19 protein-coding genes and 2 tRNA genes are annotated in these 20,382 nt (G+C 70.5%); 7 read left to right on the top strand and 14 right to left on the bottom strand.

Going from position 1 to position 20,382, the window contains the following annotated elements; genetic code table 11:
* Positions 1-51 precede the first annotated feature (51 nt).
* Entirely contained in the window at positions 52-375 is a 324-nt protein-coding gene (locus ACZ44S_RS10970; protein WP_125504317.1) for a DMT family transporter, read from the top strand.
* 8 nt (positions 376-383) lie between these two features.
* On the opposite strand, the gene ACZ44S_RS10965 is transcribed toward ACZ44S_RS10970, so the two are convergent.
* The gene (locus ACZ44S_RS10965) at positions 384-1,004 is read right to left on the bottom strand and encodes a TetR/AcrR family transcriptional regulator (RefSeq protein ID WP_466926983.1); all 621 of its coding nucleotides are present in this window, start codon (positions 1,002-1,004) and stop codon (positions 384-386) included.
* A gap of 128 nt (positions 1,005-1,132) precedes the next feature.
* Here ACZ44S_RS10965 and hisN point away from each other — a divergent pair, with 128 nt between their 5' ends.
* Both hisN and ACZ44S_RS10955 read left to right on the top strand, forming a co-directional pair.
* Positions 1,133-1,933, top strand: coding sequence for a histidinol-phosphatase (gene hisN, locus ACZ44S_RS10960; protein WP_466926980.1), 801 nt, complete (start codon positions 1,133-1,135; stop codon positions 1,931-1,933).
* 170 nt (positions 1,934-2,103) lie between these two features.
* Positions 2,104-2,505, top strand: coding sequence for a CBS domain-containing protein (locus tag ACZ44S_RS10955; RefSeq protein WP_466926977.1), 402 nt, complete (start codon positions 2,104-2,106; stop codon positions 2,503-2,505).
* Between the two features lie 71 nt (positions 2,506-2,576).
* Here the strand turns inward: ACZ44S_RS10955 and ACZ44S_RS10950 are convergent, their stop codons facing one another.
* Positions 2,577-4,028, bottom strand: coding sequence for a catalase (locus ACZ44S_RS10950; RefSeq protein ID WP_466926975.1), 1,452 nt, complete (start codon positions 4,026-4,028; stop codon positions 2,577-2,579).
* A gap of 145 nt (positions 4,029-4,173) precedes the next feature.
* Between ACZ44S_RS10950 and ACZ44S_RS10945 the strand changes: the two genes are divergently transcribed.
* On the top strand, positions 4,174-4,590 hold the full coding sequence (locus ACZ44S_RS10945; RefSeq protein ID WP_190161507.1) for a Fur family transcriptional regulator: 417 nt from the start codon (positions 4,174-4,176) through the stop codon (positions 4,588-4,590).
* A gap of 101 nt (positions 4,591-4,691) precedes the next feature.
* Here ACZ44S_RS10945 and ACZ44S_RS10940 read toward each other — a convergent pair.
* From ACZ44S_RS10940 to ACZ44S_RS10925, 4 genes are all read right to left on the bottom strand, one after another.
* Positions 4,692-4,765, bottom strand: a tRNA-Met gene (locus ACZ44S_RS10940).
* 213 nt (positions 4,766-4,978) lie between these two features.
* The gene (locus tag ACZ44S_RS10935) at positions 4,979-6,796 is read right to left on the bottom strand and encodes a tetratricopeptide repeat protein (protein ID WP_466926973.1); all 1,818 of its coding nucleotides are present in this window, start codon (positions 6,794-6,796) and stop codon (positions 4,979-4,981) included.
* A 223-nt stretch (positions 6,797-7,019) separates the two neighbouring features.
* Positions 7,020-7,093: transfer RNA gene (locus ACZ44S_RS10930), tRNA-Met, on the bottom strand.
* 55 nt (positions 7,094-7,148) lie between these two features.
* A complete protein-coding gene (locus ACZ44S_RS10925) occupies positions 7,149-10,088 on the bottom strand; it encodes a UPF0182 family membrane protein (protein WP_466927474.1) in 2,940 nt (979 codons plus the stop codon).
* A 163-nt stretch (positions 10,089-10,251) separates the two neighbouring features.
* Here ACZ44S_RS10925 and ACZ44S_RS10920 point away from each other — a divergent pair, with 163 nt between their 5' ends.
* Complete coding sequence (locus tag ACZ44S_RS10920; RefSeq protein WP_466926970.1) at positions 10,252-10,794, top strand: PPA1309 family protein; 543 nt, start codon at positions 10,252-10,254, stop codon at positions 10,792-10,794.
* A 36-nt stretch (positions 10,795-10,830) separates the two neighbouring features.
* On the opposite strand, the gene ACZ44S_RS10915 is transcribed toward ACZ44S_RS10920, so the two are convergent.
* The 4 genes from ACZ44S_RS10915 to ACZ44S_RS10900 form a co-directional block, all read right to left on the bottom strand.
* On the bottom strand, positions 10,831-11,925 hold the full coding sequence (locus tag ACZ44S_RS10915; protein ID WP_466926967.1) for a YlbL family protein: 1,095 nt from the start codon (positions 11,923-11,925) through the stop codon (positions 10,831-10,833).
* 100 nt (positions 11,926-12,025) lie between these two features.
* The gene (locus ACZ44S_RS10910) at positions 12,026-12,157 is read right to left on the bottom strand and encodes a hypothetical protein (RefSeq protein WP_466927497.1); all 132 of its coding nucleotides are present in this window, start codon (positions 12,155-12,157) and stop codon (positions 12,026-12,028) included.
* A gap of 204 nt (positions 12,158-12,361) precedes the next feature.
* Positions 12,362-12,820, bottom strand: a complete 459-nt coding sequence (locus ACZ44S_RS10905; RefSeq protein ID WP_466926964.1) for a molybdenum cofactor biosynthesis protein MoaE — start codon at positions 12,818-12,820, stop codon at positions 12,362-12,364.
* A gap of 225 nt (positions 12,821-13,045) precedes the next feature.
* The gene (locus ACZ44S_RS10900) at positions 13,046-14,158 is read right to left on the bottom strand and encodes an SDR family oxidoreductase (protein ID WP_466926961.1); all 1,113 of its coding nucleotides are present in this window, start codon (positions 14,156-14,158) and stop codon (positions 13,046-13,048) included.
* Positions 14,159-14,350: 192 nt separating this feature from the next.
* Between ACZ44S_RS10900 and ACZ44S_RS10895 the strand changes: the two genes are divergently transcribed.
* Together ACZ44S_RS10895 and ACZ44S_RS10890 are read left to right on the top strand one after the other, a co-directional pair.
* A complete protein-coding gene (locus tag ACZ44S_RS10895) occupies positions 14,351-15,790 on the top strand; it encodes a zinc-dependent metalloprotease (protein ID WP_466926958.1) in 1,440 nt (479 codons plus the stop codon).
* Positions 15,787-16,314 (top strand): NUDIX hydrolase, encoded by a 528-nt coding sequence (locus ACZ44S_RS10890; protein ID WP_466926956.1) that lies wholly within the window; start codon positions 15,787-15,789, stop codon positions 16,312-16,314. Before ACZ44S_RS10895 ends, ACZ44S_RS10890 begins: the two co-directional genes overlap by 4 nt.
* Positions 16,315-16,377: 63 nt before the next feature.
* Here the strand turns inward: ACZ44S_RS10890 and ACZ44S_RS10885 are convergent, their stop codons facing one another.
* From ACZ44S_RS10885 to ACZ44S_RS10870, 4 genes are all read right to left on the bottom strand, one after another.
* Positions 16,378-17,133, bottom strand: a complete 756-nt coding sequence (locus ACZ44S_RS10885) for an AIM24 family protein (protein ID WP_466926954.1) — start codon at positions 17,131-17,133, stop codon at positions 16,378-16,380.
* 17 nt (positions 17,134-17,150) lie between these two features.
* The gene (locus ACZ44S_RS10880) at positions 17,151-17,831 is read right to left on the bottom strand and encodes an AIM24 family protein (protein WP_190161496.1); all 681 of its coding nucleotides are present in this window, start codon (positions 17,829-17,831) and stop codon (positions 17,151-17,153) included.
* Between the two features lie 11 nt (positions 17,832-17,842).
* Positions 17,843-19,579 carry a TerD family protein gene (locus ACZ44S_RS10875; protein WP_466926952.1) on the bottom strand — a complete coding sequence of 579 codons (1,737 nt, stop codon included), beginning with the start codon at positions 19,577-19,579 and terminating at the stop codon, positions 17,843-17,845.
* A gap of 136 nt (positions 19,580-19,715) precedes the next feature.
* On the bottom strand, positions 19,716-20,309 hold the full coding sequence (locus ACZ44S_RS10870; protein ID WP_466926949.1) for a M48 metallopeptidase family protein: 594 nt from the start codon (positions 20,307-20,309) through the stop codon (positions 19,716-19,718).
* Between the last annotated feature and the right edge of the window lie 73 nt (positions 20,310-20,382).

Raw genomic sequence — 20,382 nt, 5'->3', positions numbered from 1 at the left:
CCGAACCTGGCGAAGCGGTCACTGTACGTGGGGAATGCGGGAGGACTACACATGGCGTGGCTGCTGGTCATAGTGGCCGGGTTGCTCGAGACCGGTTTCGCCGTGTGCCTGAAGCTGTCGCACGGCTTCACCCGGCTGTGGCCGACCGTCGCGTTCTGCGCGTTCGCGCTGGGCAGCTTCGGGCTGCTGACCCTGGCGCTGAAGAAGCTGGACGTGGGGCCGGCGTACGCGGTGTGGACGGGCATCGGGGCGGCGGGTACGGCCATCTACGGGATGGTGTTCCTGGGTGACCTGGTCTCGACGCTGAAGATCGTGTCGATCACTTTGGTGATCGTCGGGGTGATCGGGCTGCAGCTTTCGGGGTCGGCGCACTAGACGTTCCGCTACGGGACCCACCACGGGGCCGGCTGGCGGTGCAGGGCGCCGCGCACCAGGTCGGCGACACCGTTGTCGGCCGGTGGTGCGGCGACGCAGGACAGGGCGAGGCGGACCACGAGCTCGCAGGAGCGGGCCAGGTCGGCGGTGTCGTTCCTCGGGACGCCGGGGCCGGCCAGGACGGCGACGGCGCGGTCGCGGACGAGGGCGACGAAGTCGGCGGGTGAGGGCAGCGGGCCGTCGGCGCGGCGCTGGGCGGGCACCACGGAACCGGACGGTACGGCCGCGAGGGTCGGCATGGGCAGGCGTTCGCTCCAGCAGCCGGTGAGCATGGCGCGGACCAGGGCGTTGTCGCGGGCGCTCGAGGTCGTCCACTCGGCGGTCGCGGTCAGGCGCTCGCGGGGGTCGGTGGGGCCGGTGAGGGCGCGGTCGACGCCGGCCAGATAGCCGTCGGCCTCTCTGCGCACGAGGGCCCGGGCGAGGCCGTCCTTGCTGCCGAACTCGTTGTACAGCGTCTGCCGGGAGACCCCGGCCGCGGCGGCCACGTCCACCATGCGGACCGCGGACCACGGCCGACGTGCCAGTGCCGTGTAAGCGGCGTCCAGCAGAGATTCCCGCGCTGCAGGCATCTTCGCCTCCCTCGGGGCGAGCGGCCGGTCCTGCGGTTCAGATTTGACGCGGCGTCGGGCACTGTCAAGGGGTCTCGGGGCCCGCCCCCGGTAGCCCCGCACCGACCTCGGCAGATACCGTTCGTTGCATGCCCGACTACCTCAACGACCTGCGTCTGGCCCATGTCCTCGCGGACGCCGCCGACGCCGCGACGATGGACCGGTTCAAGGCCCTCGACCTCAAGGTGGAGACGAAACCGGACATGACGCCGGTGAGTGAGGCGGACAAGGCCGCCGAGGAGCTCATCCGCGGCCATCTGCAGCGCGCCCGGCCGCGGGACGCGGTCCTCGGCGAGGAGTACGGGGTGGAGGGCACGGGCCCGCGGCGCTGGGTGATCGACCCGATCGACGGGACCAAGAACTACGTCCGCGGTGTTCCCGTCTGGGCCTCGCTGATCTCGCTGATGGAGGCCGGTGAGGGCGGGTTCCAGCCGGTCGTGGGAGTGGTCTCGGCGCCCGCTCTCGGCCGCCGCTGGTGGGCCGCGCAGGGGCATGGCGCCTTCGCGGGCCGCAGTCTTTCGTCGGCCTCCCGGCTGCAGGTGTCGCGCGTCTCCACGATCTCCGACGCCTCCTTCGCGTACTCCTCGATCAGCGGCTGGGAGGAGCAGGGGCGGCTGGACGGCTTCCTCGACCTCACCCGCGAGGTGTGGCGCACGCGCGCGTACGGCGACTTCTGGCCGTACATGATGGTCGCCGAGGGGTCGGTCGACCTCTGCGCCGAACCCGAGCTCATGCTCTGGGACATGGCGGCCACCTCGATCGTGGTCACGGAGGCCGGCGGCTCGTTCACGGGCCTCGACGGCCGCCCGGGACCGCACAGCGGCAACGCGGCGGCGTCGAACGGGCTGCTCCACGACGAGCTGCTGGGGTACCTCAACCAGCGTTACTGAGCGGCGGAAGATCCGCGCGCACGCCCCCAACCCGCCGCACGCGCCCTCTTGTTGACCCCCGCTTTGCCTGCCACTCTGAGAGTCCCCCCACTTGTGAATTTGTGAAATCGCGAACGAGCGGGCACCGACGCCCGTGACCTCGCGTTTTCCGCTAGGAGGTGGCTCCATCCATGCTCGTCCGTGACGCCATGAGCACCGTGGTCCTCACCATCGGCCCTGCCCACACCCTCCGACAGGCCGCCGCCCTGATGTCCGCCCGCCGGGTGGGCGCGGCCGTGGTCCTCGATCCCGACGGCACCGGCATCGGCATCCTCACCGAGCGGGACGTCCTCAACTCCGTCGGGCTCGGCCAGGACCCGGACGTCGAGCGCGCCCACGCCCACACCACCACCGACGTCGTCTTCGCCACGCCGGCCTGGACCCTGGAGGAGGCCGCTGTCGCCATGACCCACGGCGGTTTCCGCCATCTGATCGTCCTCGACCGGGGCGAGCCCGCCGGCATCGTCTCGGTCCGCGACATCATCCGCTGCTGGGCACCGGAGCGGCAGCGGGCCCAGCAGGTACCGGCGTAGTGATACGCGGGACGGGCCGGACCCCCGAGGGGAGTCCGGCCCGTCGATCGACAAGCGGTCCAGCGCTGGAGTCAGCCGCGCAGGGCCTGGACCGCGGCCTCCAGCCGCTTGCCGAAGTCCTCGTCCGCCTGACGGAAGTTGTTGATCGCGCGATCGGCGATGTCGTCGCGCGTCACCCCGGAGATGGCGTTCGCCAGGTTGTTCACCAGGCGCTCCTTCTCGTCCTCCGACATCAGCCGGTACAGGTTGCCCGCCTGCACGAAGTCGTTGTCCTCGGCGTGGACGGGCGTGACCGACTCGCCGGTGACACCGCTGACCGGGATGGGCTGCCACGGCGAACGGTCCGTCTGGAACGGGCCGCCGAAGCTGTTCGGCTCGTAGTTCTTCGCGCCCTTGTGACGGCCGTCGTACAGGTAGCCGTCACGGGAGTGGGTGCGCGCCTCGGTGGCGTGCGGACGGTTCACCGGCAGGTGGTCGGCGTTGATGCCGACGCGGTAGCGGTGGGCGTCGCCGTACGCGAAGAGGCGGCCCTGGAGCATCTTGTCCGGGGAGGGACCGATGCCCGGCACGAAGTGCGCGGGGCTGAAGATCGACTGCTCGACCTCGGCGAAGATGTTCTCCGGGTTGCGGTTGAGCTCCAGCTTGCCGAACTCGATCAGCGGGTAGTCCGCGTGCGGCCAGACCTTGGTCAGGTCGAACGGGTTGAAGCGGTACGTGGCCGCCTCGGCCGCCGGCATCACCTGGACGTAGACGGTCCAGGACGGGAAGTCGCCGCGCTCGATGGCCTCGCGCAGGTCCCGCTGGTGGGAGTCGGGGTCCTTGCCCGCGAGGATCTCGGCCTCCTCGGCGGTCAGGTTCTTGATCCCCTGGTCCGTCTTGAAGTGGTACTTGACCCAGAAGACCTCGCCGGCCTCGTTGTTCCACTGGTAGGTGTGCGAACCGAAGCCGTCCATGTGGCGGTACGACGCCGGGATGCCGCGGTCGCCGAAGAGCCAGGTCACCTGGTGCGTGGACTCGGGCGACAGACCCCAGAAGTCGAAGACGTTGTCCGCCTCCTGCGAGCCGGTGTACGGGTCGCGCTTCTGGGTGTGGATGAAGTCGGGGAACTTGATCGCGTCCCGGATGAAGAAGACCGGGGTGTTGTTGCCGACGAGGTCGTAGTTGCCCTCCTCGGTGTAGAACTTCAGCGCGAAACCGCGCGGGTCGCGCACGGCGTCCGCGGCACCGAGGTTGCCGGCCACCGTGGAGAAGCGCAGGAAGGTCTCCGTCTCCTTGCCGACCTCGGAGAGGAACCTGGCGCGCGTGTACTTCGTGACGTCGGCGGTCACCGTGAAGGTGCCGTACGCACCGGCACCGCGGGCGTGCACCACACGCTCCGGGATGCGTTCACGGTTGAAGTGGGCCAGCTTCTCCAGAAGGAGCTGGTCCTGCACGAGGACCGGGCCACCGACGCCCGCGGTCTCGCTGTTCTGGTTGTCGGCAACCGGAGCACCGGCCTCCGTAGTAAGCGGTCCCTGCGTCACGTACGCCTCCTGCGTCATCTGCTGACCAACCTGTCCCTTGGCTAAAGCCGATCTCGATCCTACAATGGACATTGTCTAAGTCAAGTAAGGCTCCAAAGTCACACCCGTTCGGGACCTGGTTCCCCCTGCTGTTAGGCTGGTGCCTATGAGTGACCTTTTGGATCGGCTCCGCGGACGTGGATGGCGGATGACCGCGCAGCGCCGTGTCGTGGCCGAGGTCCTCGACGGCGAACACGTCCACCTGACGGCCGACGAGGTGCACGCCAGGGCTGTCGCCAAGCTGCCCGAGATCTCCCGGGCGACCGTCTACAACACGCTCGGCGAGCTGGTCTCGCTCGGCGAGGTGCTCGAGGTCGCCACGGACAAGCGGGCCAAGCGCTACGACCCCAACGCCCACCGCCCCCACCACCACCTGGTGTGCGCGCAGTGCGGGGCGATCCGCGACGTCCACCCGACCGGCAACCCGCTGGCCGACCTCCCCGACACGGAGCGCTTCGGCTTCACGGTCTCCGACGTGGAAGTGACCTACCGCGGCGTCTGCCCGAACTGCGCGGCGGCCTAGCGACGATCCCCGGCGGCGCCCGCGCCGGCCGGGGACGAGGAAAACACACAGCGAAAACACCGAGGGCCGGAACCCTTTCGGATTCCGGCCCTCGGTTTCAGTAGCGGGGACAGGATTTGAACCTGCGACCTCTGGGTTATGAGCCCAGCGAGCTACCGAGCTGCTCCACCCCGCGTCGACAACCGAAACACTACGTCAAGCACAACGACAGAAGCAAATCACGTCCGCGTAGCTGCGGGCACCGACGCCGCGTAGCTGCGGGTAGTCGTGCCTCCCCCAGTGCCTTGAAGGCCTGGGAGGTACCCCCAGCGGCACGGGTGGGCGCAGCGGCACCCCGCCAACGCCGGACTGCGCACCCACCCCCGCCCAGCCACCGCACCCCGCGGCGTCACGCCGACAGCTCCTCCCGCAACGCGTCCCGCAACCGCACAGCCCGCTCCGTCACCGCCGGAGGCCCCAGCACCGCCGCCCGGTCCGCCCACCGCTGCCCGTCCGCCAGCTCCCCCCGCCGCGCACAGACCAGCGCGAGCCGCAGCGCCGCACGCCCGTGCCCCGCGTCCGCCGCCCGCGTCCACCACACCGCCGCCTCGGGCTCGCTCCCCTCCCGCGCCAGCAGCAGCCCCAGATTGAACGCCCCGTTCCGCGACCCGGCCTCCGCCGCCTCCCGGTACCACCGCGCCGCCTCGACGACATCGCCCCGAGCCGCCGCGAGCATCCCGACCCGCACCTGCGCCCGCCGGTGCCCCTGCGAGGCCGCGCGCTCGTACCACTCCTCGCACTCGCTGCGCCGGTTCACCGGCTCCCCCAGCTCATGCGCCGGCTCCGGCGGCCTGCGGGCATCCAGCACCGTCGCCAGCCGGTACGCGGCCTCGGCGCTCCCGCCGCCCGCCGCACACCGCAGGAACCGCTCGGCCTCGCCCTCCTCGCCGTCCCGCAGTCGCGCCATACCGACCTGGAGCGCCGCCTCCGTGTGCCCGGCCGCCGCCGCCCGCTCGTACCAGCGCAGCGCCGCGTCGTCCTCGCCCCGGCCCGCGTGCAGGATGCCGAGGTTGAACGCGGCGTCCACGCTGCCGGCCTCCGCGGCCTTGGAGAACCACGGCTCGGCGCCGGTCTCGTCCCCGGCCCGCAGCAGCAGGATCGCCAGCGCGTTCGCCGCCTCGCGGTGCCCGGCATAGGCGGCCCGGCGGTACCACTGCTCGGCCGGGGCCGTGCGGCCCTGGTCGGCGCAGAGCAGGCCGAGGTTGTAGGCGCCGTTGATGTCACCGGCGTCCATGGCGGCCCGGTACCAGCGTTCGGCGGTCTGGGTCTCGCCCCGCTCGGCGTGCAGCGCGCCCAGCGCGTTGGCGGCGTTGCCGTCACCGTCCTGCGCGGCCCGCAGCCACCACACGGCGGCGTTCTCGGTGTCCCCGGCGTCGCGCAGCAGGAAGCCGAGCGCGCAGGCCGCCCGGGCCTCACCGTCCTTGGCGGACGTCAGATACCAGCGGCCGGCCTCCTTGAGCTCGCCGCGCTTCTCCAGGATCGCCCCGAGGTGCAGCGCGGCCCGGCGGTGTCCGCGCGCGGCGGCCTGCCGGTACCACTGCTCGGCCTCCTCCAGCAGCGGGGCGCCGCCGTCGTCGGACTGCCGCGCGGCCTTGCGGTCCAGCGCGCGGGCCAGCCGGTAGGCCCCTTCCCGGTGCCCCCGCTCGGCGGCGGCCCGCATCCAGCGCTCCGTCCCGGCCGTGTCCCCGCGGTGTTCGAGCAGGTCGGCAAGGGCGTAGGCGCCGAGCGCGTGCCCCTGCTCGGCGGACTGGCGCAGCCAGTACTCGGCGGCGGGCTCGTCGCCGCGCTCGCGGTGGTGACGGCCGAGGGCGTGCGCCGCAGCGGTGGAGCCGGCGACGGCGGCGATCCGCCACCAGCCGGCGGCCTCGTCGGCGTAACCCCGCTGATGCAGCAGGACGCCGAGGTTGTTGGCGGCGGCGCGGTCGCCCGCGGCGGTGGCGGCACGGAGATGGGGTTCGGCTCCGTCGAGATCACCGCGGCGCAGCAGCATGGCGCCGAGGACGCTCATCGCCTCGACGTCGCCGGCCTCTGCGGCGAGCCGTTGACGCAGCTCCTCCGCCGCCTCGTCGGCGGCCTCCCCCACCTCGTCGCGAGGTTCCTCCCGGCGGGAGGACTGCACAAAACGCCCTGTCTCGAACAGAGTTGCCTTGTCCCCCATACCATCCATCGTCGCACCACCTGCAACCTGGGTACACCTGGTATACCGCAGTCAGTGAGGTCACTACAGCGTTTTGTCGACATGCCCACAGAGAGACAAGTCAAACACACATCCCCCAACTCCCGTCGGCGGCACGACCGTCGCCCGTCCGGGCACATGCGTTCGCACACCACAAAGGCCCGGATTCCGTGAGGAATCCGGGCCTTTGGCGTCGCCTACTGCGCGACTTCAGTAGCGGGGACAGGATTTGAACCTGCGACCTCTGGGTTATGAGCCCAGCGAGCTACCGAGCTGCTCCACCCCGCGCCGTTGTGCTGCAACCGTAGCACGGCGCGGGGGGAGCCACTGACCAGCCTGGTCGTTAACTGCTCGGGCTCTCGTCGGGCTCGCGACCGTTCTCCCCGCCGCCGGCGCCGCCGCCTCCCGCGTCCGCCTGGGCCTCCTCGGCCTTGCGGAGCGCGTCCTCGAGGTCCTTCTGCGCCTTGCCGTAGGCCTCCCAGTCGTTGTTCTTCAGGGCTTCCTGTCCGGCCTCGAAGGCCTTCTGGGCGTCGTTCAGAGCCTCCTGGACCGTGGGGTTCTCAGTTGCGGGCGGTGGCTGGGTGCCCTCGTCCTCACCCGTTCCCTCGTCCTCGCCCGGTGGCGGCTCGACGGGCGTGCCCTCTCCGCCGAAGACCTTGTTCAGCGCCTCCTCGAGGGTGTCCTCGAACGCCGTCTGGCCGCCGTAGGTCACCAGCACCTTCCGCAGCAGCGGGTACTTCAGCCCACCACCGCGTACGTAGACCGGCTCCACGTAGAGCAGTCCTCCGTCGAGCGGCACGGCCAGGAGGTTGCCGTACTCGACCTCCGAGTCGCCGCCTCTCAGCAGCCTGATCGACTCGGCGATGTCCTGTTCGGAGTTGAACTGGCTCTGCACCTGTTTGGGCCCGGCGACCGTCGTACTCGTCGGCAGCTTCAGCACTCTGATCTTGCCGTAGTCGTCGGTGCCGGGATCGGCGTTGACCGCCATGAACGCGCTCAGGTTGTCACGTCCGTTGGGGGTGAACGTCGTGGTGAGCGAGAAGACCTGGTCCTGCTGGTCCGGCATCCTCATGCTCAGGTAGTACGGAGGCACCGCGTCGCCCGTCTTGTTCGTCGGGTCGTCCGGCACCTGCCACACCTCGCTGCCGCTCAGGAACGTGTTGGCGTCCTTGACGTGGTAGCGGGTCAGCAGCTCGCGCTGCACCTTGAACAGGTCCTGCGGGTACCGCAGATGTGCCATCAGGTCGTTCGAGATCTCACTCCTCGGCTCCACCGTTTCCGGGAACGCCTTCATCCACGTCTTGAGGACGGGGTCCTGCGTGTCCCACTGGTAGAGCTTGACCTCGCCGCTGTACGCGTCGACGGTCGCCTTCACCGAGTTGCGGATGTAGTTGACCTGGTTCTGCTGGGCCACCACCGCGCGCTGGTCGTTGGTGGCGGTCAGCGAGTCGGCCGTGGTGTCGCCGAGGGTCGTCCGCGACGCGTACGGATAGCCGTTGGTCGTCGTGTAGGCGTCGACGATCCACTGGATCCGGCCGTCGACGACCGCCGGGTAGGCGTCGCCGTCGATGGTCAGCCACGGGGCGATCGCCTCGACGCGCTCCTTGGGCGTGCGGTTGTACAGGATCCGCGAGCCCTCGCCGATCGCGCCCGAGTACAGGATCTGCGGCTCGCTGAACGCGAGCGCGTAGGCGGCCCTGTTGACCGGGTTGGCGAGGTTGACCCCGCTGTCGCCCTCGTAGCTGTACGTCTTCTCACCACTGTCGTCGGAGTAGTCGATCTCCTTCTGGGGACCGCCGACGATGGAGTACGTGGTCGTCCGCTCGCCGTAGTAGACGCGCTGTTCGTATGTGCCGAGCTCGCCCTTGGACGGCAGGTCGGACTCGGTGAACTCCGGACGGCCGCCGGATCCCACGCTGGTGCCCTCCGCGGCGACGACACCGTACCCGTGGGTGTAACGGAAGTGGTCGTTGATCCAGTTCCGCTTGGGGATGCCGTTCAGGTTGAGCTCACGCAGACCGATGACCGTGTCCTGGTCCTCGCCGTTGTTGGTGTACCGGTCGACGTCCAGGTTGGTCGGGAACGCGTAGTAGTTCCTGATCTGCTGGAGCTGCTGGAACGTCGGCGAGACGATGTTCGGGTCCATGATCCGGATGCTCGCCGTGTCGCTGACGTCGTCCCGCAGCCGGGTCTTGTCCTCGGTCTGGCTGGTGCCCGGGTAGTCGGCGACGTCGGCGTCGTCGATGCCGTACGCCTCACGCGTGGCCTTGAGGTTCTTCTCGACGTACGGCGCTTCCTTGGCCTGCTCGTTCGGCTGGACCTGGAACTTCTGCACGATCGCCGGGTAGAGGCCGCCGATGAGGATCGCCGACAGGACCATCAGACCGAAGCCGATCACGGGCAGCTGCCAGGTGCGCCGCCACAGGGTGGCGAAGAACAGCAGCGCGCAGATCACCGCGATGCAGAACAGGATCGTCTTGGCCGGCAGATAGGCGTTGGCGTCGACGTACCTGAGGCCCGTCCAGCTGTCGGTCGCCTTGAAGTCGCTGGACTTCACCGCGAGACCGTACCGGTCGAGCCAGTAGGCCACCGCCTTCAGCGCGACGAAGATGCCGAGGAGCACCGAGAGGTGTCCGGTGGCCGCGGCCGTGGCGCGCGCGCCCGGGCTGGTGATGCGCAACCCGCCGTAGAGGTAGTGGGTGAGCGCGGCGGCGATCAGCGCCAGGATCGTGGCGGCGAAGCCGAAGCCGAGCAGGAACCGGTACCAGGGCAGGTCGAAGGCGTAGAAGGAGACGTCGAGCTTGAACTGCGGGTCCTTCTGGCCGAAGGGCACACCGTTGACCCACATCAGCCAGGTGCGCCACTGGCCCGACGCCGAGGCACCGGCGATCAGGCCCACCAGGGCGGTGATGCCGAGCAGCAGCCACTTCTTGTACGGGGCGATGCTCATCCGGTACCGGTCGAGGTTCTGCTGCTCCATGGACATGGCGCTCAGCGGCGGCCGCATCCGGTGGGCCAGCCAGATGTTGAAGCCGACCGCGAAGGCCATCAGCAGACCGAAGACGAAGAACAGCCCGATCTTGGTCCACAGGGTCGTCGTGAAGACCGAGGAGTAGTTGACCGAGCGATACCACAGCCAGTCGGTCCAGAACCCCGCGAACATGGTGAACACCATGCCGAGGACGGCCAGGACGCCCAGTGTCATGAGCAGGGTCCGGACCCGCCGGGACGGGCGGCCCACTCTGATCCGTGGCCCCGTCGGGCCTCCGCCGCGGTCCGGCATCTGGAAAGCCAAGGTAGGCACCTCGAAGTTCGCTGTTGATTCGTCGGGCCCGCGGTTTCACGGACCGTCGTGGCCCCCCGTGATCGTGGGCCCACACCTATGCAACTTACTCACGCTTTACTCGGTTCCCGATTCCGGTGAGGAACGAGAGAGGATTGTGACCATGTCCAACACACCCATGGCCGCCACCCCGCTCACCCGGGCCGTCCTCGAGATCGACGAGTACGCCTCCGGACTCGGCTGGGACCAGCCCGCCCGACTGTTCGCCCTCGTCGACACCGCCCGGCTGCGCGCCGAGCAGCCCTCGCTCGCGGGCCGGCTCGGTCCGGACGGCGAGCAGGAGACCACCGCCTTCACCCCGATCGAGCAGGACGAGATTCCAACGGGCAAGCCGCTGGACGAGTTCCTGGGCACCATCGCCTGGCCCGAGGCGGTGGCCGGCTGCGCGCTGACCGTGGAGCGGCTGATGCTGCCGCCGTCCGCCGAGGCGCAGGTCCCGAAGGATCTGGACGAGGCAGCGCTGACCAAGTGGGTGGCCGAGCACCCGGAGCGTCAGGAGGTCCGGATGACGGTCGCGGTGCTGCGCGACGGCGCCCGCGAGTCCGCGCTGCGTCTGCGCGCGAAGGACTCGCCCACGGAGGTGCTCACCGGTTCCGACCTGGTGCCGGGGCTGGCCGAGGCGTTGACGGCGACGTTCGCGGAGTAGCCGCCGACGGCGGATCGGGGCGCCGCCGGGAGCCGGTCAGGACGCCGTGCACTGCGGGAGGCCGGCGGTGTCGCCGGAGCGGATGTCCGCCAGGGCGCCCAGGGCGTCGTCGATGGTGTCCACCTTCACCAGGGTGAGGCCCTCGGGGGTGTCCTTGGCGGCGGACGCGCAGTTGTCGGCCGGGGTGAGGAAGTACTCGGCACCCTTGTTGCGCGCGCCGACCGTCTTCATCTCGATGCCGCCGATCGGACCGACCTCGCCGTTGTCGTCGATGGTGCCGGTGCCGGCGACGAAGGCGCCGCCGGTGAGGCTGCCGGGCGTGAGCTTGTCGTAGATGCCGAGGGCGAACATCAGGCCCGCGCTCGGACCGCCCACATCGGCGAGCTTGATGTCGATGCTGAACGGGAAGGTGTGGTCGGTTCCGGCGGAGATCCCGACTATGGCGCGCTTCTCGCCGGCGTCCTCGGAGGTCGTGGTGGTGATCGTGACCTTCTCGGTGTCCGTCGCCGTCCGCTTCTCCTTCTCGGCGGCGGCCTGCTCCTTGGCGGGCACGATCGTGAAGACGACGTCCTCGCCGGGCTTGTGCTCGGTCACCAGTTCGGCGACATCGGCCGGCTTCTTCACCGGCTTTCCGTCGACCGCCTTGATCACGTCACCGGCGTGCAGCCGGCCCTCGGAAGGAGACCCCTTGACGACCGTGGAGACGATCACCCAGGACCTGACGGGGACGTCGAGCTCCTTCAGGGCCGCGACCTTGGCGCTCTCCTGGGACTGGCTGAACTCCTCGGCGTTCTCCTGGGTGGACTCCTCCTCCGTCTTGCCGTCGGGGTAGAGCGTCTCGTGCGGCACGACCTTGTTGTCGTGCGCGAGCCATCCGTAGACGGCCTCGACCAGGTTCATCCGGTAGTCGGCACTGGTGACCCGCACCGTGGTCATGTTGAGGTGGCCGTCCGTCGGATAGGTCTTGCGCCCGGCGATCTGCAGCACCGGCTCGCCGTCGTGCTCGCCCAGCGTGTTCACCGTCGGCCCCGGCGACATCTCCGCATAGGGCACGGGAATGAAGACTCCCGCGCACAGGAGCGCGATCAGCATCAGGGTGGAGGCGAGCATCGTCGCGGTGCGGCGTGGCATGACTCGACAGTACGGGACAGGCCTGTCAGCGCACCGTCAGGGCCGCCCGGACGGGCGGCCCTGCTCGCGTTCTCGGCCGTGACCTGCTGCTTCGTGTGCTTCAGCGGTCCGTGCGCGGCTTCTCCATGGCCTCGCGGAACCGGGCGTAACCGATGAGTTCGGGACCATCGCCCCGTACCTTGCGGGTCCGGTTGGCCCAACTACCCCACAGCCCCGCTCCGACAGCGGCCACAAGCGGAATCAGCAACCAGGCAAGCGCCGCCATGCCGACCTCCCAACCCCATGAGCGTCCGCACCATTGACTGATCAGCAGATTAACCATCCGCAGTGACAACGCTCACGCCAGGGGTACGGTTACGCAACCGGAGTCCCGGGTCCGCTCAGCGGGCGCCCACCCGCCCTCCCGTCTCCCGACCGCCACCCCTCAACGACGGCGCTACGCGCCGACCCATTCATCGGTCCCGTCGGCGAACCGCTGGTGCTTCCAGATGGGCACCTCGTGCTTGAGGTCGTCGATCAGCTTCCGGCAGGCTTCGAAGGCCTCCCCCCGGTGCGGGCACGACACGCCGACGACCACGGCGAAGTCGCCGACCCGGAGATCCCCCACCCGGTGGACGGCGGCGAGCGCCCGTACGGGGAACTCGGTGGCGACCTTCTCGGCGATCCGCCGCATCTCGTCCTCGGCGCTGGGGTGGCACGAATAGCCGAGCGCGTCGACGTCGGCGCCCTCGTCGTGATTGCGCACCGTCCCCACGAACAGCGCCGTCCCGCCGGCCGCGTCGTCCCCGACCGCGCGGAGGACCTCGTCCACCGACAACGGCGTGTCACGGATCGCGATCAGCTTGATCGGGTCCTGTGCGGCCTGCTCACCCGGGTGATCGTGCGTGGATGCCATGTCCCCATCGTGCCCCACCGCGACGACAACGCGGAATGGAGCTATCGCCCGGTACGCGCGCGTGCCCTTCGGAGCCTCCTACAGAGCGCCGCCCGCGTGAGACACGCCCGGGCCGCCCGGTGCCCGGTACCAGGGGGTGTCTGACACATGAGCGCGGGAGAAGGAGCGGCGTCCGGTGCATGCGAGCGTGCGTGCCGGACTCCGCGGGCATGTGTCAGACACCCCCTAGATGCGCCGGCGCGCCTTCCGGGCCCTGCGCACCACCGCCGCCGCGCCCAGCAGGGCCACCGTCGCGCCCGCGGCACCCGCCGCCGTGGCGTCCTTGCGCCCCAGCCGCCGGCCGGCCACCGTGTGCCTGCCGGACACCTCCTCCAGCAGCTCCGCGAGCACCTCCTCGTTGGTGTGCGCGGGCCGCCACCCGGCGTCGTGCAGCCGGCTCCCGCTCACCACCCACGGGTACATCGTGTACGCCAGGTCCCCTGCCGGGGACGGGGTGAGCCCGATCCGGTGCAGCCGGGCCGCCGCGCCGAGCGCGACGGCCGACGGCAGCTCCATCCGCCGGATCCCGCTGAGCTCCTCGACCTCCTCCTGCTCCAGCCATCCGTCGCAGCCGACGGCCAGCTCGCCGTCGACCTTCTCCAGCACGGCGTACTCCATCGCGCTGCACAGATCGTCGACGTGGCAGAACTGCCACGCGGGCCGCGATCCGGCCACCACCAGCAGCCGAGGCGACTCGAAGTACCTGGTCAGCGCCGTGTCGGTGCCGCCCACCAGCACGGCGGGGCGGACGACGGTGACATTGAGGCCGGGATGCGCGCGCGGCGCCCTGCGCGCGAGGCGCTCGATCTCCAGGAGGTCGCCGACGCCCGTGGCCTCCGCCGTGGCACGCAGTTCCGCGTCCTCGGACAGCGGCAGCTCGTTGTCGGGCAGCGCCCCGTAGACCATCGTCGACGTGCACAGCACCACGCGGTGCACCCCGGCGGCCGCGGCGGCCGTCAGCACCGTCTGCGTGCCCCGCACGTTGTAGGCCGTCCGGGCGGCGCCGTCGGTCTCCAGATCGAGGTCGAGCGCCAGATGGACCACCACGTCGGCCCCGCGCAGCTTCTCCGCGATGGCCGGATCCCGCACGTCCAGGATGTGCCAGCGTGCCTCGGCGCACTCGCCGCGCCGCTCGTCGATGGCGATGACCTGCTTGACGTCCTGAGAGGCGGCCAGCCGCGCGGTGAGCAGCGCGCCGACGCCGGACGCGGCTCCGGTGACCGCTACGACGGGCCCGCGCGCCGCGGGACTGGTTGAGTTGTTTCGCGCTGCGCGAACCTGCGGATCTGGGGAACTCACCGGGCGTCTCCAGCGGTTGTCTTCAGTACGAGCGCAAGCGACGCGTACGTACCAGGTGGCATCCATCCTGCCGCAGGCCTTCTGTCGGCGAAGCACCGAGGCCCGATCCGCTTCAGGTGTCTACGCTGGGTGGTGTTGTCGGGCAGCCGTGCCGCCGGAAAGAACCGGCGGCCCTACAAGCCGAGGAATCCCGTGAGTGACACCCCATTCGGATTCGGCCTTCCGCCGGAGGAGCCGGACGACGGCGACGAGGGCAAGAAGAAGGACCCGCAGAGCGGCGGTGGTCAGGGCCCGGCCAACCCGTTCGGTTTCGGCGTGCCCGGAGCCGGAGGCTTGGGCGGCCCGGGCGGTGCGGACAATCCGTTCGCCGCGATGTTCGGGTCGCTGAACCCCAACGACCTGGGCGCCGCGTTCCAGCAGCTCGGCCAGATGCTCTCCTACGAGGGCGGGCCGGTGAACTGGGACATGGCCAAACAGATCGCGCGGCAGACCGTCTCCCAGGGCACCGCGGAGGGGTCCAAGGACGCGAGCGTCGGCCCCGCCGACCGCAAGGCCGTGGAGGACGCCGTCCGCCTGGCCGACCTGTGGCTGGACGACGCCACCTCGCTGCCGTCGGGCGCCAACTCCGCCGTGGCCTGGAGCCGCGCGGAGTGGGTCGAGGCCACCCTGCCGGCCTGGCGGGAGCTGGTCGACCCGGTCGCCGAGCGCGTCGGGAACGCGATGGGCGATGTCCTGCCCGAGGAGATGCAGGCCATGGCCGGCCCGCTGATCGGCATGATGCGCTCCATGGGCGGCGCCATGTTCGGCACGCAGATCGGCCAGGCCGTCGGCGTGCTCGCCGGTGAGGTCGTCGGTTCTTCCGACATCGGTCTGCCGCTGGGCCCGGCCCGCCGGGCCGCGCTGCTGCCGCTGAACATCGAGACCTTCGGCAAGGACCTGGGCGTCCCCCAGGAGGAGGTGCGGCTCTATCTCGCCCTGCGCGAGGCCGCCCACCAGCGCCTGTTCGCGCACGTCCCGTGGCTGCGCTCGCATCTCTTCGGCGCGGTCGACGGCTACGCCCGCGGCATCAAGGTCGACACCGGCAAGCTCGAGGACGTCGTCGGCCAGTTCGACCCGCAGAACCCCGAGCAGCTGCAGGAGGCTCTCCAGCAGGGCATGTTCCAGCCGGAGGACACGCCGGAGCAGAAGGCCGCCCTGGCCCGTCTGGAGACGGCGCTGGCACTGGTCGAGGGCTGGGTGGACGCGGTGGTGCACGCGGCGGCCAAGCCCCGGCTGTCGTCGGCCGACGCGCTGCGCGAGACGCTGCGCCGGCGCCGCGCCTCGGGCGGCCCGGCGGAGCAGACGTTCGCCACTCTGATCGGTCTGGAGCTGCGTCCGCGCCGGCTGCGTGACGCCTCGCGTCTGTGGGCCTCGCTCACCGACGCGCGCGGGGTCGACGGCCGGGACGCGCTCTGGGCGCACCCGGACATGCTGCCGACGGCCACCGACCTGGACGACCCGGACGGGTTCGTGCACCGTGAGCAGATCGACTTCTCCGAGCTGGACAAGATGCTCGGCGAGGCGGCCGACAAGCCCGACCTCAGGAAGAAGGACGAGGGCGAGGGCAAGAACGAGGGCGACGGCACCGAGTGAGCCTGTACGACGACGCGGTCCTCGTACTCAAGGGGTACGAGGACCAGGCGGAGCTGCGTCAGGACTATCTGGAGCACCTCGCCGCCCATCCGGACGGCGTGTGGAAGGCCTGCGGCGCCGGCCATGTAACGGCGAGCGCCCTGGTGATCGACCCGGAGCGCGGCCGGGTGCTTCTGACCCTGCACAGGAAGCTGCGCATGTGGCTCCAGATGGGCGGCCACTGCGAGCCCGGGGACTCCTCGCTCGCCGCCGCGGCCCTGCGCGAGGCGACGGAGGAGTCGGGCATCCCCGGCCTGACGCTGCTGCCGGGTGGGCCCGTGCGCCTCGACCGGCATCCGATCCCGCCGCCCTGCCACTGCCACTTCGACGTCCAGTACGCGGCCGTGGCCCCACCGGACGCCGTGCACGCGATCAGCCACGAGTCCCTCGACGTGCGCTGGTTCCCCTACGACGAGGTCGCGGACGTGGCCGACGCGTCGGTGCTCCGGCTGCTCGGGGCGACCCGGGCCGGACTCGGCGTCTGAGAACACGTGTAAGGGGCGACCGCCCTGGCGGCCACCCCTTACTCCTGTCCCGGTACGATCCGGTCAGCTCCAGACGTTGCCCTGGTTCTGGCCGCGGGCACCCTGCTGCCCCATGCCGTACTGCGCGGAGAGCCCCGAGCCGATCTGGGCGTTCTGCGGCGGCAGCAGCTCGCTGGGCTGGACGAGCGCGAAGCCGCTGCCCATGAAGCTGAGCTCCCAGCCCTCACCGGTGTTGCCGCGGCGCCGCCATACCCCGGAGGAGTGGGTCTGGGCCTGCATCTGCACCCGCAGGGAGGTGGACCAGGCGACGATCGCGTCGGCGTCGCAGTTGACGTACTTGTCCGGCGTCACCTGCATCAGCAGCGGCATGCCGGACGTCATCAGGGCGACCTTGCCGCGGCCGGTGATGTTGAGCTGATACTTCCCCGAGCCGGAGATGCCGTACAGGCTGTCGACGGCGATGACCTCGTGGTGCAGTGAGGAGTCCATCGCGAGCACGTAGCTGCTGTCGACCGTCAGCCCGTCGCCCTCCACCTCCATGATGTGGATGCGCTGGGCGAGGTTGGCGAGGTAGACGGTGCCCTGCCCGTGGCAGCGCATCAGGTCGAGTCCCTCACCGGTGTGCGCACGCGCGCGTGACGCGCCGCTGCTCTGGAACTCGGCGTCGAACTCGACGAGTCCCTGATAGGCGACCATGGTGCCCTTGCGGGCGAGGACGTCGTCGTGGCCTTCGAGACCCACGCGGAGCATCTGCTGGTTCTGCAGGCTCCAGCGCTCCTGGGTCTGCTGCTCGTTGAAGGCGAAAAGCGGGCTCTGCATGATGTGGTTGCTCCCCCTCAGCCCCGGACCCGGAGACGGTCGGTGCTGTCCTCACTGGGCTGGACGACGACGATGCCCTGACCGGAGAAGGCCATCTGGTAGGCCTCGCCGCTGCCGCGGCCGATCAGCGACTGGGCGCGGAAGCTGCGCTTGCCCTTCACCTTGAGGTTCGGGGACCAGGCGACCAGGGCGTCGGGGTCGACGTACGTCTCGTCGTCACCACCGCCGCAGTCGACGACGATCGGCTTGCCGCGCGAGGTCAGCGCGACCCAGCCCTGCCCGGAGATCTTGGTGTTCCACAGGCCCTGTCCGGCGAACTTCGCCAGGCCCTTCACCCGCTCCACACCCCAGGTCAGATGGGCGTCGAAGGCGAGCAGATTGGTGGCGTTGACAGAGATGCCGTCGCCGTTGAGGTTGATCACGACGACGTTGGCGCCGTAGTCGGCGAGGTAGAGCAGGCCGTCGCCCGAGCACTTCATCAGGGGCGCGCCCTCACCGGTGAGCCAGTCCTTGGCGATCTGGCGGACGGCCGGCGGGTTGGGTTCGTACTGGACGAACCCCTCGTAGGCGACCATCGAGCCCACGCGCGCGAGGAGGTCGTGGCCGGTCTGCATGGCGACCTTCAGCATGTGGTTGCCGTGGTTCTCCATGCGGGCGGTGACGGGGGCGGGGGCGTAGCCCGCGAGTGGCTGGTTCATGACGGGCTCCCTCAGATCTCGTACGGCTGGACGACGATGAAGTTGCCGGGTGCGCCCCGGAACTGCAGGTTGACGCTCTCCCCGGTGTCGCCGGGGTAGGAGTTGCGGCGCATCCTCACCTGGCTGGAGACGACCACCTGGGAAGCGGCCGACCAGGCGACCACGGCGTTGCAGTCGGCGAACGTGGTGGGCGTGACCGGCAGCACCACGGGCGTGCCGTGGGTCTTCACGACGATCGTGCCGGTGCCCTGGAACTGCATCGTGAACAGCGCGCCGCCGGGGATGCCGTGCCCCTCGATGCGGCGGACCTCGTACTGGAGGGTCTCGTCGAAGGCGAGGACGTTCTCCGCGGAGACGCACACGGCGTCGCCCTGGAGCTCGATCGGGTGCAGCATCGTGGAGCTCTCGGCGAAGAACACCTGCCCCTGGCCGGTGCAGCGCATCAGCTGCATCTCCTGGCCGGTGGCGTTGCCCACGATGCGGCCGGAGAACCCGGCGCCCTTGTAGCTGAAGTCGACCTTGCCCTGGTAGAGCACCATGCTGCCCTGCCGGGCCAGCACGGGCATCCCGCCGATGCCGAGGTCCGCGCGGACGAGCTTCTTGTTCTGCTGCGTCCAGCGCTGTCCGGTGGGCGTCTCCTTGAACTGCTGGAGCGCGCCCATGACACCGGGGCCCTGCGGTGCGCCCTGGGGCATGCCTTGGGGCGCCCCCTGGGGAGCGCCGTAGGGGGCCTGCTGAGGAGCGCCGTAGGGGGCCTGCTGGTGGGGCACCTGTCCGGGCGGGGGCTGCTGTCCGTAACCGGGAGGGGGAGTGGGCTGCCCGTAGCCGGGCGGCGGGGCCGGGGTCTGCGGTGCCTGGGGCTGACCGTAGCCGGGCGGCGGCGGGGCAGGCTGACCGTACGGCGGCTGCTGGCCGGGAGGCGCGGGTGCCGGTGCCGGGGGCGGTACCGGGGAGCCGCCGGGCGGGGTGCCCATGGGCGCGACAATCGTCGGTGCTGAGTGCACCGGCGGGGCGGAGGGCGCGGGCGCCGGAGGCGGAGTGGCACCCGGAGGCGGCGCGAAACCCTGTGCGGCGGGCTGGGGCGCGGGCGCCGGGGCCGGAGCGGGTGCGGGGGCACCGGCGGGCGCGCCGAACGCGGGCGGCGCGGCGGCCTGGGCGGGCGGCGCGAAGCCGGGCGTGGCTCCGCCGGCCGCCGGCTGCTGCGCGGCAGCCGGCTCGTCCTCGGCCACCTCACCGCCGAAGTTCCTCAGCAGCGCGTCGAGCCCGCCGTCGAAGCCCTGCCCGACGGCGGCGAACCGCCACACGTCCTTGAAGTAGAAGTCGCCGAGCATCACGGCCCGCTCGGTGGAGAACTCCGACCCGCTGAACGGGTACCGGGCCACTTCCTCGCCACCCGCGACGATGCGGATGTATCCGGGGCCGACCTGGGACATCTGCCCGGCGCCGTCGATCGTCGCCGTGAAGGACAGCTTCTTGATCTGCTGCGGGATCCGGTCCAGCGTCACACGGAAGGACTCCGTGTCCCCGGCCTGGGCGCCCAGAAGCTGAATGGACTCCTCAGGAGACTTCGGCTGGTTGAAGAAGACGAAGTAGCGGTCGTCCGAGAGCCGTTCGTCGGCGTCGAGGCCGAAGCAGCTGATGTCGAAGGTCAGCCCGGGGCCGGAGATCTGCACACCTACGTACAGATCCGTGCCCGCGGTGAGGTCACTGATCCTGGCCTTGTGGCCGCGTTGGAATTCCCTGGCCATACGTACGACCGTCCCCCATCCCGAATGTGAGTGCGTCGCGCCAGGCTAACGGCAATCTCCGACACCGGATGAAGTCGGTACAGACCCGGTACACAACGCGTGCACGGGCCTACGGTGCGTTCACCGAAGGCGCGGCTCACGCATCGCGCGCACCGGGCACGTGCGGCAGCCGGTCGGCCGCGACCACACCTTCGAGATAGCCGCGGGCCCGTTCCGTTCTGGGGTACGCCTCCAGCAGCCGCCAGAAGCGGGGCCCGTGCCCGGGCACCAGCAGATGCGCCAGCTCGTGGCAGAGGACGTAGTCGACGACGTAGTCGGGCATGCCCTGGAGCCGGTGCGACAGACGGATGCTGCCCTCGGACGGGGTGCACGAGCCCCAGCGCGTGTTCTGGTTGGTCACCCAGCGCACGGAGGCCGGCCTGGCCCGCCCGTCGAAGTACTGCTCCGACAGCCGCCTGGCACGCTCGGCCAGCTCCGTGTCCCCGAGCGCGCGTTTGCTCTCCTGGGCGGCCAGCTTGTCGAGCATGACGTTCACCCAGCGCTGCTCCTCCGCCTCGGACATCCGGGCGGGGATGAGCACCACGGTGCGATCGCCCTCGCGGTACGCGGAGACCGTTCTGCGTCGACGGGCGCTCCTGCGGACCTCGATCGCGCTCGCCCGTGAGCCGTTCGTCGGCTGGCTCGTGCTGCGCTGTGACTTTCCAGGGCGGTGCAGTGGGTCGGCGGGCACGCCCCGACCGTACCCGCTGTCCACGGGGAAGTCTTGACTCCGGGACGGTTCCATGTCGATCCCACCACCGTGC

Source organism: Streptomyces malachitofuscus (assembly GCF_055571035.1).
The sequence above is the reverse complement of the archived record's forward strand: the minus strand, read 5'-3'. Positions and strand labels throughout refer to the sequence as shown.

What these genes read in the sequence shown, in the direction of transcription:
- ACZ44S_RS10920 (WP_466926970.1), top strand. Translation starts at nt 10,252, where the DNA reads ATGTCCAACACACCCATGGCCGCCACCCCGCTCACCCGGGCCGTCCTC.
- ACZ44S_RS10965 (WP_466926983.1), bottom strand. Translation starts at nt 1,004, where the DNA reads ATGCCTGCAGCGCGGGAATCTCTGCTGGACGCCGCTTACACGGCACTG.
- hisN (WP_466926980.1), top strand. Translation starts at nt 1,133, where the DNA reads ATGCCCGACTACCTCAACGACCTGCGTCTGGCCCATGTCCTCGCGGAC.
- ACZ44S_RS10915 (WP_466926967.1), bottom strand. Translation starts at nt 11,925, where the DNA reads ATGCCACGCCGCACCGCGACGATGCTCGCCTCCACCCTGATGCTGATC.
- ACZ44S_RS10880 (WP_190161496.1), bottom strand. Translation starts at nt 17,831, where the DNA reads ATGAACCAGCCACTCGCGGGCTACGCCCCCGCCCCCGTCACCGCCCGC.
- ACZ44S_RS10935 (WP_466926973.1), bottom strand. Translation starts at nt 6,796, where the DNA reads ATGGATGGTATGGGGGACAAGGCAACTCTGTTCGAGACAGGGCGTTTT.
- ACZ44S_RS10945 (WP_190161507.1), top strand. Translation starts at nt 4,174, where the DNA reads ATGAGTGACCTTTTGGATCGGCTCCGCGGACGTGGATGGCGGATGACC.
- ACZ44S_RS10885 (WP_466926954.1), bottom strand. Translation starts at nt 17,133, where the DNA reads ATGCAGAGCCCGCTTTTCGCCTTCAACGAGCAGCAGACCCAGGAGCGC.
- ACZ44S_RS10970 (WP_125504317.1), top strand. Translation starts at nt 52, where the DNA reads ATGGCGTGGCTGCTGGTCATAGTGGCCGGGTTGCTCGAGACCGGTTTC.
- ACZ44S_RS10905 (WP_466926964.1), bottom strand. Translation starts at nt 12,820, where the DNA reads ATGGCATCCACGCACGATCACCCGGGTGAGCAGGCCGCACAGGACCCG.
- ACZ44S_RS10875 (WP_466926952.1), bottom strand. Translation starts at nt 19,579, where the DNA reads ATGGCCAGGGAATTCCAACGCGGCCACAAGGCCAGGATCAGTGACCTC.
- ACZ44S_RS10925 (WP_466927474.1), bottom strand. Translation starts at nt 10,088, where the DNA reads ATGCCGGACCGCGGCGGAGGCCCGACGGGGCCACGGATCAGAGTGGGC.
- ACZ44S_RS10955 (WP_466926977.1), top strand. Translation starts at nt 2,104, where the DNA reads ATGCTCGTCCGTGACGCCATGAGCACCGTGGTCCTCACCATCGGCCCT.